Origin of the sequence: Streptomyces lunalinharesii (genome assembly GCF_039532155.1) — a bacterium.
Taxonomy (GTDB): domain Bacteria; phylum Actinomycetota; class Actinomycetes; order Streptomycetales; family Streptomycetaceae; genus Streptomyces; species Streptomyces lunalinharesii.
Map to the genome: position 1 here is coordinate 1 of NZ_BAAARK010000074.1, position 16,684 is coordinate 16,684.

2 protein-coding genes are annotated in these 16,684 nt (G+C 75.8%); both read right to left on the reverse strand.

Annotated features, from left to right (window positions below; all coding sequences use genetic code 11):
• A partial coding sequence (locus ABD385_RS40265; protein WP_344585136.1) for a type I polyketide synthase occupies positions 1-9,491 on the reverse strand: 9,491 nt, incomplete at its 3' end.
• A 19-nt stretch (positions 9,492-9,510) separates the two neighbouring features.
• The coding region (locus ABD385_RS40270) for a type I polyketide synthase (protein WP_425585590.1) at positions 9,511-16,684 on the reverse strand (7,174 nt) is incomplete at its 5' end.

Below are 16,684 nucleotides of genomic sequence, written 5' to 3' on the forward strand. Positions count from 1 at the left end.
ACACCATCCGCCGCCACACCAGAACGACTCGACAACAACAGATGACGCACCCCACACGACCGCACCACATGCCGAGCCAACACACCACCCAAACCACCCGTACCACCCGTCACCCACACCGTGCCGTTCGCGGACCACGGAGTGGCGGCCGGAGTGCTCGGGGCAGGGGTGCGGGTGAGACGGGCGGCGTGGGCGCGGCCGGCGCGGAGGGCGAGTTGGGGTTCGTCGAGGGTGAGGGCCCGGGCCAGCGCGGTGCTGGAGGCCGTGTCGGTGTCGAGGTCGAGGAGGCCGAAGGTGTCGGGGTTCTCGGTCTGCGCGGAGCGGATCAGGCCCCAGACCGCGGCGGCTGCCAGGTCGTCGAGGTCGGTGCCGGCGGTGGCCACCGCGCCGGTCGTGACGAACACCAGACGGGAGCCGGCGAGCCGGTCCTCTGCGAGCCACTGTTGCACGAGGTTCAGTGCGGTGCTGGTCAGGGCGTGGGCGGACCGTGGGACGTCGGCGTCGGGTGCGGAGCCGAGTGGGGCGAGGACGGTGGTGGGCGTGGTGGGGCCGGCGGCCAGGAGGTCGGTGAGCGTCGCGTACCGCGTGGCGGACGGGCTGCCGAGGGCGTCGGCGAGCGCTGAGGTGTCCGGGCCCAGGAGGACGAGGGGTGTGGGTGCGCCGGTGTCGGGGAGCGGGACCGGGGTCCAGTCCAGGTGGAAGAGCGCGTCGCGGGTGCGGGCGGCGTCGAGGTTCAGCTGCGCGGCGTCCACGGGGCGGGCGAGCAGGCGGGTGACGGTCGCGACGGCGTTGCCGGCCGGGTCGGCGGCGCTGAGGGACAGGCCGTTGGTGCCCGCGGGGGCGAGGCGCACGCGCAGCGCGGTGGCGCCCGAGGCGTGCAGGGTGCTGCCTTCCCAGGCGAACGGCAGGCCGGTGGCGTGCTCGTCGGTCAGGAGGGCGGGGTGCAGGGCGGCGTCGAGGAGCGCGGGGTGCAGGCCGAAGCCGGCCGCGTCGTCGGTGGCCGATTCGGGCAGGGCCACGTCGGCGTAGAGGACCGCACCGGCGCGCCAGGCGGCGCGCAGGCCCTGGAAGACCGGCCCGTAGCCGAAGCCGAGGGTGGCGAAGTGTGCGTAGCAGTCGTCGGTGGAGAGGGGTTCGGCGTCGGCGGGCGGCCAGACGGTGGTGTCGAAGGGGGCGGCGGCGGGGGCCTCGGCGGTGAGCGCACCGGTGGCGTGCAGCGTCCAGGTGCCGTCGGCGGTGTCGTCGGGGCGGGTGTGGACGGTGACGGTGCGGCGGCCCGTTGCGTCGGCGGCGCCGACGTGGACCTGGAGGAGCGTCGCGGCGTCCTCGGGCAGGGTCACGGGGGCGGCGAGGGTGAGTTCCTCCAGGTGGCCGCAGCCGGTCTCGTCGCCGGCGCGGACGGCGAGTTCCACCAGTGCGGTGCCCGGCAGCAGGACGGTGCCCAGGACGGTGTGGTCGGCCAGCCACGGGTGGGTGCGCAGGGCGAGGCGGCCGGTGAACAGCGCCCCGCCGTCGGGGAGTTGGACGGCCGCGCCGAGCAGGGGGTGGCCGGCGGCGCCGAGGCCGGCGGCGCGGACGTCGTCCGGGCGGGCGGGGCGGGCGGTGGGCCAGAACCAGCGGTGGCGGAAGGCGTAGGTCGGCAGGTCGACGCGGACGGCGTCGGGGCCGGCGAAGGCGGCGGGCCAGTCGGCGTCGACGCCGAGCACCTGGAGGTGGCAGAGCGCCGCGACGACGGCCTGTTCCTCCGGCCGGTCCTTGCGCAGCAGCGGGACCGTGACGGCGCCTTCGGGTGCGGACTCCTGGGCCATGGCGGACAGCACGCTGTCGGGGCCGAGTTCGACGAAGGTGGTGACGCCGTGGTCGGCGAGGGTGCGGATGCCGTCGGCGAAGCGGACGGCGTCGCGGACGTGCCGGACCCAGTAGTCGGCGGAGCGGAGTGCGTCGGCGGAGGCCAGTTCGCCGGTCAGGTTGGAGACGACGGGGAGGGTGGGGGCGGTGAAGGTGAGGCCGTCGACGACCGCGCGGAAGTCGTCCAGCATCGGTGCCATCAGCGGCGAGTGGAAGGCGTGGCTGACCCGCAGGCGGGTGGTGCGGCGGCCCTGGTCGGCGAAGTGCCGGGCGACGGCGAGCGCCGCGGCCTCGTGGCCGGACACGACGACGGAGGTGGGGCCGTTGATGGCGGCGATCGACACGTCGTCGGTGAGGAGCGGCAGGACCTCGTCCTCGGTGGCTTCGACGGCGAGCATGGCGCCGCCTTCGGGCAGCGACTGCATCAGTACGGCGCGGGCGACGACGAGGCGGCAGGCGTCCGCGAGGGAGAGGACCCCGGCGACGTGCGCGGCGACGATCTCACCGATGGAGTGGCCGGCGACGAAGTCCGCGGCGATGCCCCAGCTGGCGAGGAGGCGGAAGAGGGCCACCTCGACGGCGAACAGTGCGGGTTGGGTGTAGCCGGTGCGGTCGACGAGTCGGGCGTCCTCGCCCCAGATGACGTCGCGGAGCGGATGGCCGAGTTCCGCGTCGAGGACGGTGAGGACGGCGTCCAGCGCTTCGGCGAAGGCGGGGAAGCGCTCGTAGAGGACGCGGCCCATGCCGAGGCGTTGGGAGCCTTGGCCGGAGAAGAGGAAGGCGGTGCGGCCGGTGCCGGCCTTGCCGGTCACGGCGACCGGGTCGGACTGGCCGGCGGCGAGCGCGGCGAGCGCCCGCAAGGCCTCGGTGCGGTCGGTGCCGAGGACGACGGCCCGGTGGTCGAAGGCGGTGCGGGTGGTGACCAGGGAGTGGCTGACGTCGACGGGGCGCAGTTCGGGGTGCGCCTCGACGTGGGCGAGGAGGCGGGCGGCCTGGGCGCGCAGGGCCTCGGGGGTCTTGGCGGACAGTGCCCAGGGGGCGGCCGGCGGTTCCTCGACCGGCCGGGTGGTGTGCACGGCCGCGCGGAGTGCGGCGCCCGGCGGCTGCTCGATGACGACGTGGGCGTTGGTGCCGCTGATGCCGAACGAGGAGACCCCGGCGCGCCGGGCCCGGCCCGTCTCCGGCCAAGCGATCTCGTCCGTCAGCAGCTCGACCGCACCCGCACTCCAGTCCACGTGCGAGGACGGGGCGTCGACGTGCAGGGTCCGCGGCAGCATGCCGTGCCGCATCGCCAACACCATCTTGATGACACCCGCCACGCCGGCGGCGGCCTGCGTGTGACCGATGTTGGACTTGATGGAACCGAGCCACAACGGCTGGTCGGCATCGCGGTCACGGCCGTACGTCGCGAGGAGCGCCTGCGCCTCGATCGGGTCGCCGAGGGTCGTGCCGGTGCCGTGCGCCTCGACCACGTCCACGTCGAGCGTCGACAGGCCACCGCTGGCCAACGCCTGGCGGATGACCCGCTGTTGGGACGGGCCGTTGGGGGCGGTCAGACCGTTCGACGCACCGTCCTGGTTGACCGCCGAACCCCGCACCACCGCCAGGATCTCGTGACCGTTGCGGACCGCGTCCGACTGGCGCTCCAGCACCAGCATGCCCACGCCCTCGGACCAGGCCACGCCGTCGGCGGCCTCGGCGAACGCCTTGGAACGGCCGTCGGGGGCCAGGCCGCGCTGGCGCGAGAACTCCACGAACGTGCTGGGCGTGGACATCACCGTCACGCCACCGGCGAGTGCAAGGGTGCACTCGCCCGCCCGCAACGCCTGCGCCGCCCAGTGCAGCGCCACCAACGACGACGAACACGCGGTGTCGACCGTCACCGCCGGACCTTCGAGTCCCAGGCTGTAGGAGACGCGGCCCGAAGCGACGCTCGGGGCGCTGCCGTTGCCGCGGAACGCCTCGTACTCGTCTCCGGTGAGGGTGGTGCCGTAGTCGTTGTACATGACGCCGGCGAAGACGCCGGTGCGGCTGTCGCGCAGGGCGGCGGGGTCCATGCCGGCGCGTTCGACGGCCTCCCAGGAGAGTTCGAGCAGCAGGCGCTGCTGGGAGTCGGTGGCCATCGCCTCGCGCGGGCTCATGCCGAAGAAGTCCGGGTCGAACGAGCCGGCGTCGTGTAGGAAGCCGCCGGCGCGGACGTGGGTGCGGCCCGGGCGGTCGGGGTCGGGGTCGTAGAGGTTGTCGAGGTCCCAACCACGGTTGACCGGGAACGGGCCGGTGGCGTCGGCGCCTTCGCTGACCAGGCGCCAGAGGTCCTCGGGTGAGGTGACGCCGCCGGGGTAGCGGCAGGACATGCCGACGATGACGATCGGGTCGTCGGTGTCGGCGGTCGACGACGGGAGGGCGCGGGCAGGCGTCAACTCGGTTTCCGAGCCGAGGAGTTCGTCGCGCAGGTGGTCGGCGAGGGCGTGCGGGGTCGGGTAGTCGAACACCATGGTGGCGGGCAGCCGCAGGCCGGTGGCGGAGTTCAGGGCGTTGCGGAGTTCGACGGCGGTGAGCGAGTCGAAGCCGAGGTCCTGGAACGGGCGGCCGGTCGCCACCTCGTTGGCGTCCGCGTGGCCGAGGACCTGGGCGATCTGCGTGCGGACGAGGTCCAGGAGGGTTTCCCGGCGGGCGGCGGCGTCGAGTCCGGCGAGTCGCTGGGCGAGTCCGTCGGCGGTCTGGGACGCCTGGGCGGCGGCGCGCCGGACGGGGGTGCGGATCAGGCCGCGCAGCAGGGGGGCGATCTCGCCCTGGGTGCGCAGGACGGGGAGGTCGAGGCGGACCGGGGCGAGGGCCGCGGGGCCGGCGGCGAGGGCGGCGTCGAAGAGGGCGGTGCCCTGTTCCGGGGTGAGCGGCGGCAGGCCGGAGCGGGCGATGCGCTCGACGTCGAGGGCGGAGAGGCTCTTGGTCATGCCGGCGTGCTGGCTCCACGGTCCCCAGGCGAGGGCGGTGGCGGGCAGGCCGGCGGCGGCGCGGTGCGCGGCGAGGGCGTCCAGGAAGGCGTTGCCGGCCGCGTAGTTGGCCTGCCCGGGGCTGCCGAGGGTGGCGGCGACGGAGGAGAAGAGGACGAAGGCGGCCAGGTCGAGGTGGCGGGTCGCCTCGTGCAGGTGCCAGGCCGCGTCGACCTTCGGTCGCAGGACGGCGGCCAGGCGCTCGGTGGTGAGGGAGCCGAGGACGCCGTCGTCGACGATGCCGGCGGTGTGGACGACGGCGGTGAGCGGATGGGCGTCGGGGACGGTGGCGAGCAGTTCGGTGAGGGCGGCCGGGTCGGTGACGTCGCAGGCGGCGATGCGGACGGTGGCGCCGTGCCCGGTGAGTTCGGTGCGCAGGTCGTCGGCGCCGGCGGCGTCGGGGCCGCGGCGGCTGGCGAGCAGTAGGTGGCGGACGCCGCGGGCGGTGACCAGGTGGCGGGCGAGGACCGCGCCCAGGCCGCCGGTGCCGCCGGTGATCAGGACGGTGCCGTCCGGGTGCCAGGCGGTGGGCTCGGTGGGGAGGGGGACGCGGGCCAGGCGGGCGGTGCGCAGGTCGGTGCCGTGGAGGGCGAGGTCGGGTTCGTCGCGGGTGGCGGCCAGGGCGGTCGCCAGGGCCTCGGGGTCGGGGCGGTCGGTGCCGGGGGCCAGGTCGAGGAGGGCGAACCGGCCGGGGTTCTCGGTGCGGGCGGTTCGGAGCAGGCCGCCGGCGGCCGCGGCGGCGGGGTCGGTGCCGTCGGTGGCGCCGCGGGTGACGAGGACCAGGCGGGCGTGGGCGAAGCGGTCGTCGGCCAGCCACTGTTGGGCGAGGTCGAGGGTGGCCGCGGTGGTGGCGTGTGCGGCGGCCGGGACGGGGGTGTCGTGGTCCGTGGTCAGGGTGGTGAGGACCAGGTCCGGGACGGGTGCGTCGGCCGTGGCGAGGGTCGACAGGTCGGGGTGGGTGGTGGTGTGGATGCCGGCGGCGCGGAGCGGGCCGGCGAGGGTGTCCGGGTCAGGGCCGAGGACGGCGACGGTGGCCGGGGTGGTGGTGGGTCGGGTGGTGAGCGGGGTCCACTCGACGTGGAAGAGGGAGTCGCGGTGGACGGTGGCGGGGTCGCCGGGGGCGCCGGTGGGGACCTCGCGGGAGACCAGGGAGTCCACGGACAGCACGGTGGCGCCGGTGGTGTCGTAGACGGCGATGGTGACGGTGTCGTCGCCGGTCGGGGCGATCCTGGCGCGGACGGTGCGGGCGCCGGCGGCGGCGAGCGAGACGCCCTGCCAGGCGAACGGCAGGCCGCCGCGGCTGAGGGCGCCGAGGTCGGCGTAGGCGGCGGCGTGCTGGGCGGCGTCCAGCAGCGCCGGGTGGAGTCCGAAGGCGGCGGGGTCGGTGCCGGCGTCGTCGGGCAGGGCGACCTCGGCGTACACCTCGGTGCCGCGGCGCCAGGCGGCGCGCAGGCCCTGGAAGGCGGGGCCGTAGGCGAAGCCGAGGTCGGCGAGGCGTGCGTAGGCGCCGGTGACGTCGAGGGGTTCGGCGCCGGTGGGCGGCCAGGTGGTGGCGTCGAAGGCCGGGTCGGGGGCGCCGGCGCCGGTGGTCAGGACGCCGGTGGCGTGCTGGGACCACGGCAGGTCGAAGCCGTCCGCGGTGCGGGAGAAGATGCCGAGGGTGCGGCGGCCGGCCGGGTCGGGGGCGCCGACCCGGACCTGGAGTTGGACGGCGCCGTGCTCGGGGAGCACCAGGGGTGCGGCCAGGGTCAGTTCCTCGACGCGGTCGCAGCGGGCCTCGTCGCCGGCGCGGACGGCGAGTTCGACGAAGGCGGTGCCGGGGAGCAGGGCGCGGCCCTGGACGGCGTGGTCGGCGAGCCAGGGGTGGGTCCGCAGGGAGAGCCGGCTGGTGAACAAGTACCCGGTGCCGTCGGCGAGTTCGGCGGTGGCGCCGAGCAGGGGGTGGTCTGCGGCGCCGAGCCCGGCGGCGGTGACGTCCTGGGCGGTGCGGGCCGGCGTCGGCCAGAACCGCTGGTGTTGGAAGGGGTAGGTGGGCAGGTCGGTGCGGTGGGCACCGGTGCGGTCGAAGAGGCGGGCCCAGCGGACGGTGACGCCGCGGACGTGGGCGCGGGCCAGGCCGGTGACGGCGGCGAGCTCCTCGGGGCGGTCCTTGCGGAGCAGCGGGACGGCGCTGGCGCCGTCGGGCAGGGACTCCTGGGCCATGGCGGACAGCACGCCGTCCGGGCCGAGTTCGACGAGGGTGGTGACGCCGCGGGTGGTGAGGGTGGCGATGCCGTCGGCGAAGCGGACCGCCTCGCGGACGTGCCGGACCCAGTAGTCGGCGGTGCGCAGGTCGCTGCCGGTGGCGATGGTGCCGGTGAGGTTGGAGACGACCGGGATGCGCGGCTCGTGGTAGGTGAGCCGCTCGGCGACGGTACGGAAGTCCGCCAACATCGGGTCCATGAGCGGCGAGTGGAAGGCGTGGCTGACCCGTAGGCGGGTGGTCTTGCGGTCCTGGGCGGCGAAGTGGGTGGCGAGCGTGGTGACGGCGTCCTCGGTGCCGGCGACGACGACGGCGGTGGGTCCGTTGACGGCGGCGATCGACACGTCGTCGGTGAGGTGGGGGGTGACCTCGTCCTCGGTGGCGCGGATCGCGAGCATGGCGCCGCCGCGCGGGAGGGCCTGCATGAGGCGGGCGCGGGCGGCGACGAGGGTGCAGGCGTCGGCCAGGGAGAGGACTCCGGCGACGTGTGCGGCGGCGAGTTCGCCGATGGAGTGGCCGCCGACGAAGTCGGGGGTGACGCCGAGGGAGGCGACCAGGCGGTAGAGGGCGACCTCGACGGCGAACAGGGCGGGTTGGGCCCAGCCGGTGTCGTCCAGGAGGGCGGCGTCGGTGCCCCAGACGACGTCCCGCAGCGGGCGGTCGAGGTGCGCGTCGAGGAGGGCGGCGGTCTCGTCGAAGGCGGCGGCGAACGTCGGGAAGCGGGCGTGGAGTTCGCGTCCCATGCCCAGCCGCTGGGAGCCCTGGCCGGAGAAGAGGACCGCGGACGGGCCTTCGTCGGCGGTGCCGTGGGCGAGGGCGGTGCCGTCGGGGAGCAGGACGGTGCGGTGTTCGAAGGTGGTGCGTCCGTCGGCGAGGGCGTAGCCGATGTCGAGGGCGTCGGCGTCGGGGGTGGCGGCGAGGTGGGCGGTGAGGCGGGCGCGTTGGGCGTCGAGGGCGGCGGCGGTGCGGGCGGACAGCGGCCAGGGGACGACGGCGGGGCGGATGGTGGGGCCGGCGGTGGGCGGTTCGGGGGCGGCGGGGGCCTGTTCGAGGATGACGTGGGCGTTGGTGCCGCTGATACCGAAGGAGGAGACGCCGGCGCGGCGCGGCCGGCCGGTGTCGGGCCAGGTGACGGCCTCGTCGAGGAGGTTGACGGCGCCGGCGGTCCAGTCGACGTCGGTGGTGGGTTCGGTGGCGTGCAGGCTGCGCGGCAACGTCCCGCGCTGCAACGCCATGATCATTTTGATCACGCCGGCGGCGCCGGACGCGGCCTGGGTGTGGCCGATGTTGGACTTGACCGAGCCCAGCCACAGCGGTCGCGTGCGGTCCTGCCCGTAGGTGGCGAGGAGCGCCTGGGCCTCGATGGGGTCGCCGAGGGTGGTGCCGGTGCCGTGCGCCTCGACGGCGTCGACGTCGGCGGCGGTCAGGTGGGCGCTGTCGAGGGCGGCGCGGATCACGCGCTGTTGGGACGGGCCGTTGGGGGCGGTCAGGCCGTTGGAGGCGCCGTCCTGGTTGATGGCGGAGCCGCGGAGCACGGCGAGGACCGGGCGGCCGTCGCGCTGGGCGTCGGAGAGCCGCATCAGGACCAGCATGCCGGCGCCCTCGCCCCAGCCGGTGCCGTCGGCGGCGTCGGAGAACGGCTTGCAGCGGCCGTCGGCGGCGAGTCCGCTCTGGGCGGTGAAGGAGACGAACGGGCCGGGCGTGGCCATGACGGACGCGCCGCCGGCCAGGGCCATGGCGCACTCGCCACCGCGCAGTGCCTGGACGGCCCAGTGCAGGGCGACGAGCGAGGAGGAGCAGCCGGTGTCGACGGTGACGGCCGGGCCCTCGGCACCGAGGGTGTAGGAGAGCCGGCCGGAGATGACGCTGGCGGCGTGGCCGGTGGTCGCGTAGACCTCGGCGTCCTCGTCGGACGCCTTGATGACCTCGCCGTAGTCCTGGCCGGTGGTGCCGACGAAGACGCCGGTGGGGGTGGCGCGGAGCGTGGACGGGTCGATGCCGGCCCGTTCCAGGGCTTCCCAGGTGATTTCCAACAGGATGCGCTGCTGGGGGTCCATGGCGACCGCTTCGCGCGGGGAGATCCCGAAGAAGCCGGGGTCGAAGCCGGCGACGTCGTCGACGAAGCCGCCGACCTGGGTGAGGCTGCTGCCCTCACCGCCGCCGGCCAGCCTCTCCAGGTCCCAGCCGCGGTCCTGCGGGAACGGCCCGATCACGTCGCGGCCCTCGGCGACCAGCCGCCACAGGTCCTCGGGCGAGGTGACGCCGCCGGGGAAGCGGCAGCCGATGCCGACGACCGCGACGGGTTCCACCGCCGCCGCCACCAGTTGTTCGTTCTGCCGGCGCAGCCGCTCGATCTCCTTGAGGGAGGACCGGAGTGCCTCGACGTACTTGTCGGGGTTGGTGCTCATGGTGGGCTCCAGCTCTCTTTCAGTTCGCCGAGTTCTCGGTGGCCAGCCGCAGCAGGGCTTCGGCGTCCATGTCGTCGAGGGATTCGGCGGGTTCGGCGGCCTCGGGGGCGGGGTCGTCGGTCGCTTCGGAGTCGGCGAGCTTCAGCACCAGGTCGAGGAGGCCCGCCTTGCGCAGCCGCCCGAGGGGGACGGTGGCGAGCGCCTCGCGGATGCGGGCGTCGGGGTCGTCGGCGCGGCCGGTGCCGGGGGCCTCGGCGGCGGTGCCGAAGAGCAGCGTGCCGAGGTGGCCGGCGAGGGCCGTGGGGGTGGGGTGGTCGAAGACGAGTGCGGCCGGCAGGGGCAGGCCGAGGGCGGTGCGCAGCCGGTTGCGGAGTTCGACGGCGGTGACGGAGTCGAAGCCGACGTCGCGGAAGGCGCGGCCGGCGGGGACGGCGTCGGGGGTGGCGTGGCCGAGGGTCGCGGACGCCTCGGCGCGGACCGCCTCGACGAGGGCCCGGCCGCGCTCGGCGGCGGACAGTCCCTCCAGGTGGCGGCGGAGCGGCGGCGCCGCGGGGGCGTCGCCGGCCGCCGCGTCGAGGTCGTCGTGGAGCGCGCGGACGGCTTCGGGCACCGTGCTGAACAGGGCGCTGGGCCGGCCGGCGGTGAAGCTCGGGGCGAACGCCTCCCAGTCCATGAGGGTCACGGCGAGGGTGGTGTCGCCGTCCTCCAGCATCTGTTGGAGCGCGCCGATCGCGAGGTCGGGCGCCATGGCGCGGACGCCCTGCCGGTGCAGCCGCTCGTGCACCTCGGGGACGGTGGCCATGCCGACCTCGCCCCAGGTGCCCCAGGCGACGGACGCACCGGGCAGGCCGAGGGAGCGGCGGTGGGCGGCGAGCGCGTCGAGGTAGGCGTTGGCGGCGGCGTAGCCGGGTTGGCCGCCGCTGCCCCAGACGGCGGCGCCGGACGAGAACAGCACGAACGCGTCGAGGTCGCGGGCGGCGGTGAGGTCGTGCAGGTGGTGGGCGGCGGTGAGTTTGGCGCGGAGCAGCGCGTCGAGTTGGTCGAGGGTCAGGTCGGCGACGCGGGCGTCCCCGTCGGCCACGCCGGCGGAGTGGAAGACGGAGGTGAGCGGCTGGTCGGCGGGGAGGTCGGCCAGCAGGGCGGCCAGGGCGTCGCGGTCGGCGACGTCGCAGGCGGCGAGGGTGACGCGGGCGCCCAGTGCCTCCAGTTCGGCGCGGAGTTCCGTCGCGCCGGGTGCGTCCGGGCCGCGGCGGCTGGTCAGGACGAGGTGTGCGGCGCCGCGCTCGGCCATCCAGCGGGCGATCCGGCCGCCGATGCCGCCGGTGCCGCCGGTGATGAGGCAGCTGCCGCGGCCGTGCCAGCGGTTCTCGCGGCGGGGCGTGGCCGGGGTGGCGTGCACCAGGCGGCGGGCGCGCACGCCGGCGGCGCGGACGGCGAGTTGGTCCTCGCCGGCGGGGTCGGCGAGCAGGCCGGCGAGGCGGTGCGCGGCGTGGCCGTCGAGGGTGGCGGGCAGGTCGATCAGCCCGCCCCAGCGCTCGGGGTGTTCCAGGGCGACGACCCGGCCGAGGCCCCACAGGGAGCCCTGCACGGGGCTGTCGAGCGGGTCGTCGGGGCCGGTGGTGACGGCGCCGCGGGTCAGGCACCACAGGGGCGCGGTCAGGCCGGCGTCGCCGAGCGCCTGGACCAGGACGAGGGTCTGCCCGAGGCCCAGCGGTACCGACGCCAGGTCCGGGTGGTGTTCCTCGACGGCCGCCAGCAGGGACACGACGGCGGTGAACTGGGCGCCGTCCTCCACGAGTTGGGTGAGTTGGGCGGCCCAGGCGGCGCGGTCGGTGCCCTTGGCCTCGAAGCGGACGGCGTCGGCGCCCAGGGCGTCGAGCGCGGCGGCGACCCAGGGGGTGTCGGCGTGGTCCGGGGGGACGGCGATCAGCAGGCGTCCGGTGGTGCGGGCGGCGGCGGGTTCCGCGATCCGGGTCCACTGGACGTGGTAGCGGAGTTCGTCGATGCGGGTGCGGGCCTGGGCCTTGGCGCGCCAGGCCGACAGGGCGGGCAGGACGGCGCCGAGCGCGGGGTGCGCGGCGTCGGCGGGGACGCCGAGTTCGTCGGCGAGCGCGGTCAGGTCCTGGTTCTCGACGAGCTGCCAGAAGGCGGTGTCGGCGGGGTCGGTGCCGGTCGGCGCGGTGGCGGGTCGGGGGTCGGGCCAGAAGTCCTGGCGTTGGAAGGGGTAGGTGGGCAGGTCCACCGGGGTGTGGTCGGGGTGGGTGAGGGTCGTGGTCCAGTCGACCCGGGCGCCGTGCGCGTGGGCCTCGGCGAGCGAGGTCACGAAGCGCCGCGGGCCGCCCTCGTCGCGGCGGAGCGAGCCGAGGACCACCGCACAGCCGCCGGTGCCGTCCGCGACGGCTTCCTGGGTCTCCTGGATCGGGGCGGCCAGCACCGGGTGCGGGCTGACCTCGACGAAGACGCGGTGGCCGGCGGCGAGGAGGGCGCGGGTGGCGTCCTCCATGCGGACGGTCTGCCGCAGGTTGGTGTACCAGTAGGCGCCGTCGAGGGCGGCGTCGTCCACCCGGGCGCCGGTGACGGTCGAGTAGAACGGCACTTCGGGGGCGCGCGGGCTGACCGGTGCGAGGACGCGGGCGAGTTCGTCGCGGACGGCCTCGACGTGCGGCCCGTGCGAGGCGTAGTCCACGGACACCCGGCGGGCCCGCACACCCTGTTCCTGGCAGGCGGTGTGCAGGGCGTCGAGGGCGTCGGTGTCGCCGGAGACGACCACGGACGAGGGTCCGTTGACGGCGGCGACGGAGAGTTCCTCCCGCCACGGGGCGAGGAGGTCGGTGACCCGGTCGACGGGGGCGGACACCGACATCATGCCGCCGCGGCCGGAGAGTTGCGGCAGGGCCTGGCTGCGCAGCGCCACCACGCGGGCGGCGTCCGCGAGGCTGAGGGCCCCGGCGACGCAGGCCGCGGCGATCTCGCCCTGGGAGTGGCCGACCACGGCGCCGGGGGTGACGCCGTGGGCGCGCCAGAGCGCGGACAGCGCGACCATCACGGCGAACAGCGCGGGCTGGACCACGTCCACGCGTGCCAGCAGGTCCGGATCGCCCTCGCCGGCCAGGACGTCGTGCAGTGACCAGTCGACGTACGGGGCGAGGGCGTCCGCGCAGTCGTCGATGGCGGTGCGGAACACCTCGGACGTGGCGAGGAGTTCGCGGCCCATGCCCCACCACTGGGACCCCTGGCCGGGGAAGACGAAGACCGGCCCGGCCGGGTCGGGGCCGGCGACGCCGGTGACCAGGCCGGCCGTGGAGGCGCCGGTGGCCAGGGCGGTCAGGCCGCGCAGGAAGTCGGCGCGCTGCTCGCCGACGACGACGGCGCGGTGCTCGAAGGCGGCCCGGGTGGTGGCCAGCGCGTGTCCGACGGCGGCGGGCGGGAGGTCCGGGGACCGCTCGACGGTGCCGAGCAGCCGGGCGGCCTGGTCGCGCAGGGCCGCGGCGGACTTGGCGGCGAGCGGCCACGGGACGACCGTGTCGGTGTCCGCGGACGGGTCGGGGACGGTGGGCGGTTCGGTGGGCGGTTCGGTGGGTGGGGCCTGTTCGAGGATGAGGTGGGCGTTGGTGCCGCTGATGCCGAACGAGGAGACCCCGGCCCGGCGGGGGCGTCCGGTCTCGGGCCACGGGGTGGTCTCGCGCAGCGGCTCCACGGCGCCGGCGCTCCAGTCGACGTGGCGGGAGGGCGTGTCGAGGTGCAGGGTGCCGGGCAGCTGGCCGGCCCGCAGGGCGAGGACCATCTTGATCACGCCGGCGACTCCGGCGGCGGCCTGGGTGTGGCCGATGTTGGACTTCACCGAGCCGAGCAGCAGCGGCCGTTCGGCGTCGCGGTCCTGGCCGTAGGTGGCCAGCAGCGCCTGGGCCTCGATGGGGTCGCCCAGCTTGGTGCCGGTGCCGTGCGCCTCGACCGCGTCGACGTCGGCGCCGGTCAGGCCGGAGTTGGCCAGCGCCTGGCGGATGACGCGCTGTTGGGACGGGCCGTTGGGCGCGGTCAGGCCGTTGGAGGCGCCGTCCTGGTTGACGGCGGAGCCGCGGATGACGGCGAGCACCCGGTGCCCGTTGGCGCGGGCGACGGACAGCCGTTCCAGGAGGACGACGCCGACGCCTTCGGCGAGGGTCATGCCGTCGGCGGCGTCGGAGAACGGCTTGCAGCGGCCGTCCGGGGCGAGGGCGCGCTGCCGGCTGAAGCCGACGAAGGCGTGCGGGGTGGCCATCACGGCCGCGCCGCCGGCCAGGGCGAGGGAGCTCTCGCCGGTGCGCAGCGACTGGCAGGCCAGGTGCAGGGCGACCAGGGAGGACGAGCAGGCGGTGTCGACGGTGACCGCCGGGCCTTCCAGGCCGAGCAGGTAGGAGACCCGGCCGGACAGCACGCTGGCCGCGGTTCCGGTCACCATGTGCGCCTCGGACTCCCCGGAGCCGTTCTGCACGGTGGCGGCGTAGTCCTGGTAGCTGGCGCCGAAGAAGGTGCCGGCGGCGGTGCCGCGCAGCGACTCGGGGTTGATGCCGGCCCGCTCGACGGCTTCCCAGGCGGTTTCCAGCAGGAGCCGCTGCTGCGGGTCCATGGCGAGCGCCTCGCGCGGCGAGATGCCGAAGAAGCCGGGGTCGAAGCCGGCGGCCTCGTGGAGGAATCCACCGTGCAGGGAGTAGGTGCGGCCGGCCCGGTCCGGGTCGGGGTCGTAGAGTCCGTGGGCGTCCCAGCCGCGGTCCGCGGGGAACTCCGAGATGACGTCGGCACCGTCGAGGGCGAGCCGCAGCAGTTCCTCGGGGGTGCCGGCGCTGCCGGGGTAGCGGCAGCCCATGCCGATGACGGCGATCGGGTCGTCGTCGGCCGGGGTGCCGGCGGCGGGGCCGGGCTGCGGTGCGGCGGCGGGGCCGGGCGCCCCGAGCGCCACGCCCTTCAGGAAGGCGGCCAGCGCCGCGCAGTTGGGGTGGTCGAAGACCATCGTGGACGGCAGCCGCAGCCCGGTGCCGGTCGCGAGCCGGTTGCGCAGGTCGACGGCGGTGACCGAGTCGAATCCGAGGTCGCGGAAGGCGCGGCGCTCGGGGAGGGACTCCGCCACGGCGTGCCCGAGGACGGCGGCGGCCTCGGTGCGGACCAGGGTGAGCAGCAGCCGGTCCTGCTCGGCGTCGGTGCGGCCCGCCAGACGGGCCGTCAGGCCGCCGGCGGTCGGCGCCGCGGTGTCCGCGGCGGCCGTCCGGTCGAGGCGGCGCCGCACCTCGGGGATCTGGTCGAAGAGGTGCGCGGGCCGGCCGGTGGTGAAGACGTCGTGGTAGGTGTCCCAGTCGATGTCCATGAGGCCGATGACCGTCTCGTCGTCGTCCAGGACCTGCTGGAGCGCGGCCAGTGCCACCTCCGGGTCGAGGTACTCCAGGCCGCTGCGGCGGATCCGGTGCGGGTCGGCGCGTTCGCGCGTGCGGTCGTCGGGCCACTTGCCCCAGTGGACGGAGGTGGCGCGCTGCCCGCGGGCGCGGCGTTGTTCGGCGAGTGCGGACAGGTAGGCGTTGCCGGCGACGTAGGCGGCGTGGACGCCGCTGCCCCACATGCCGGCGGTGGAGGAGTACAGGACGAAGTCGTCGAGTTCGGCGTCGTCGAGCAGCTCGTCGAGGTGCTGTGCGCCGGTGACCTTGGCGTGCACGACGTCGGCGAACTCCGCCACGGTGGTGTCGGCGAGCGCGGACAGTTCGATGGTGGCGGCGGCGTGGAGGACGGTGCGGACGGTGCGGCCGTCGGCCTTGAGATCGGAGAGGAGGGCGGCGACCGCGTCCCGGTCGGTGATGTCGCAGGCCACGGGGGTCACTTCGGTGCTCGACTCGGCCAGTTCGGCGACGAGTTCGGTGGCGCCGGGGGCTTCCGCGCCGCGCCGGCTGACCAACACGACGTGTTCCGCGCCGCGTGCGGCGAGCCACCGGGTGAGCTGCGGGGCGAGGGTGCCGGATCCGCCGGTGATCAGGGTCGTGCCGCGCGGTGTCCAGGTTCGGGCGGGCCGGCCGCTGCGGCGGCCGGCGCGGACGATCCGGCGGGCCCAGGTGCCCGTGGGCCGGACGGCGAGTTGGTCTTCGGCGCCGAGGGCGCCGGAGAGTGCGGCGGCGAGTCGGCGGGCGGTCCGGTCGTCGAGGGCGGCGGGCAGGTCGACGGTGCCGCCCCAGCGCTGCGGGTGCTCCAGCGCCGCGGTCCAGCCGACGCCGGCGACCTGGCGCTGCCGGGGCCGGGTGACCGGGTCGGACGGGCCGGTGGCGAAGGCGCCGCGGGTCAACGCCCAGAGCGGGGCGTCGATTTCGGCGTCGCCGAGGGCCTGCACCAGGGCGACGGACAGCGCGAGTCCACGGGTGAGACCGGGGTGCCGGGCACTGTCGTCCTCGGCGTCGGCGAGTACGGAGACGATGCCGGTGCAGCCGCCGGCCGCCGCCACCGCACCGGCCAGCCGCTCCCGCAGGACGACCCGGTCGGTGCACTCCTCGTCCAGGACCAGCCGGCACACCTGCGCACCGTGCGACGCCAACGCCCCGGCGACGTCGGCGTCGTCGACACCGTCGGCGCTCACCAGCAACCAACTGCCGCTGAGGGTGGCGTGCGGCGTCTGGCCGACGGGTGTCCAACTGACCTGGTAGCGCCAGGAGTCGATGGTGGAGCGTTGGGAGCGGGCCCGGCGCCAGGAGGTGAGGCCGGGCAGGATGGCGGCGACGGACGCTTCGTCGGTGCCGAGCGCGGCGGCCAGTGCCGAGACGTCCGCCTGTTCGACGGCGGCCCAGAATTCGGCGTCCATCGGGGCGTCGGCGGCGGGCCGTTCGACCGTGGTCGGGGTCTGCCAGTACCGCTCGCGTTGGAAGGCGTAGGTGGGCAGGTCGACGCGGGACGCCCCGGTCCGCGCGAACACGTCCGCCCAGTCCACGTGCACGCCGCGGACGAACAGTGCGGCGGCCGACAGCCGGAAGCGGTCCGTGCCGCCCTGGTCGCGGCGCAGCGTACCGGTCGCGACGGCCGGCACCGCCGCCTCCTCGATCAGGTCCTGGACCGCCATCGTCAGCACCGGGTGCGAGCTGACCTCGACGAACGCCCGGTGCTCCGCCGCCAGCAGCGTCCGCACCGCGTCCGCGAACCGGACCCGTCCGCGCAGGTTGCGGAACCAGTAGCCGGCGTCCAGCTCCGTG